This window comes from Serratia sp. root2, from assembly GCF_031931805.1.
GTDB lineage: Bacteria > Pseudomonadota > Gammaproteobacteria > Enterobacterales > Enterobacteriaceae > Serratia > Serratia inhibens.
Genome location: NZ_JAUJXB010000017.1, coordinates 1 through 1,742, shown reverse-complemented (window position 1 = coordinate 1,742; position 1,742 = coordinate 1). Strand labels below are relative to the sequence as shown.

1 rRNA gene is annotated in these 1,742 nt (G+C 52.1%); it reads left to right on the top strand.

The annotated features are described in order from the left end of the window. Positions 1–144 precede the first annotated feature (144 nt). A 16S ribosomal RNA gene (locus QZQ97_RS24470) occupies positions 145–1,686 on the top strand. The last annotated feature ends 56 nt before the right edge of the window (positions 1,687–1,742 follow it).

Sequence of the window (1,742 nt, the reverse complement as noted above, 5' to 3'; positions counted from 1 at the left end):
ACAATCTGTGTGGGCACTCCACAAGACGATATCCAGTACCTTCGGGTACGAAAAAATATCAAGTCTTGAAGAGTGACTACTGAAGTAAAATTCATTTAGTAACCTTTGAGCATCGCTTCACGAGTTGAAGCAAATCGAACTTTTAAATTGAAGAGTTTGATCATGGCTCAGATTGAACGCTGGCGGCAGGCCTAACACATGCAAGTCGAGCGGTAGCACAGGAGAGCTTGCTCTCCGGGTGACGAGCGGCGGACGGGTGAGTAATGTCTGGGAAACTGCCTGATGGAGGGGGATAACTACTGGAAACGGTAGCTAATACCGCATAACGTCTACGGACCAAAGTGGGGGACCTTCGGGCCTCACGCCATCAGATGTGCCCAGATGGGATTAGCTAGTAGGTGGGGTAATGGCTCACCTAGGCGACGATCCCTAGCTGGTCTGAGAGGATGACCAGCCACACTGGAACTGAGACACGGTCCAGACTCCTACGGGAGGCAGCAGTGGGGAATATTGCACAATGGGCGCAAGCCTGATGCAGCCATGCCGCGTGTGTGAAGAAGGCCTTAGGGTTGTAAAGCACTTTCAGCGAGGAGGAAGGGTTCAGTGTTAATAGCACTGTTCATTGACGTTACTCGCAGAAGAAGCACCGGCTAACTCCGTGCCAGCAGCCGCGGTAATACGGAGGGTGCAAGCGTTAATCGGAATTACTGGGCGTAAAGCGCACGCAGGCGGTTTGTTAAGTCAGATGTGAAATCCCCGCGCTTAACGTGGGAACTGCATTTGAAACTGGCAAGCTAGAGTCTTGTAGAGGGGGGTAGAATTCCAGGTGTAGCGGTGAAATGCGTAGAGATCTGGAGGAATACCGGTGGCGAAGGCGGCCCCCTGGACAAAGACTGACGCTCAGGTGCGAAAGCGTGGGGAGCAAACAGGATTAGATACCCTGGTAGTCCACGCTGTAAACGATGTCGATTTGGAGGTTGTGCCCTTGAGGCGTGGCTTCCGGAGCTAACGCGTTAAATCGACCGCCTGGGGAGTACGGCCGCAAGGTTAAAACTCAAATGAATTGACGGGGGCCCGCACAAGCGGTGGAGCATGTGGTTTAATTCGATGCAACGCGAAGAACCTTACCTACTCTTGACATCCAGAGAATTCGCTAGAGATAGCTTAGTGCCTTCGGGAACTCTGAGACAGGTGCTGCATGGCTGTCGTCAGCTCGTGTTGTGAAATGTTGGGTTAAGTCCCGCAACGAGCGCAACCCTTATCCTTTGTTGCCAGCGATTCGGTCGGGAACTCAAAGGAGACTGCCGGTGATAAACCGGAGGAAGGTGGGGATGACGTCAAGTCATCATGGCCCTTACGAGTAGGGCTACACACGTGCTACAATGGCGTATACAAAGAGAAGCGAACTCGCGAGAGCAAGCGGACCTCATAAAGTACGTCGTAGTCCGGATTGGAGTCTGCAACTCGACTCCATGAAGTCGGAATCGCTAGTAATCGTAGATCAGAATGCTACGGTGAATACGTTCCCGGGCCTTGTACACACCGCCCGTCACACCATGGGAGTGGGTTGCAAAAGAAGTAGGTAGCTTAACCTTCGGGAGGGCGCTTACCACTTTGTGATTCATGACTGGGGTGAAGTCGTAACAAGGTAACCGTAGGGGAACCTGCGGTTGGATCACCTCCTTACCTAATGATATTGATTCGAGTGGCGTGCTCACACAGATTGTCTGATAGAAAAGTAA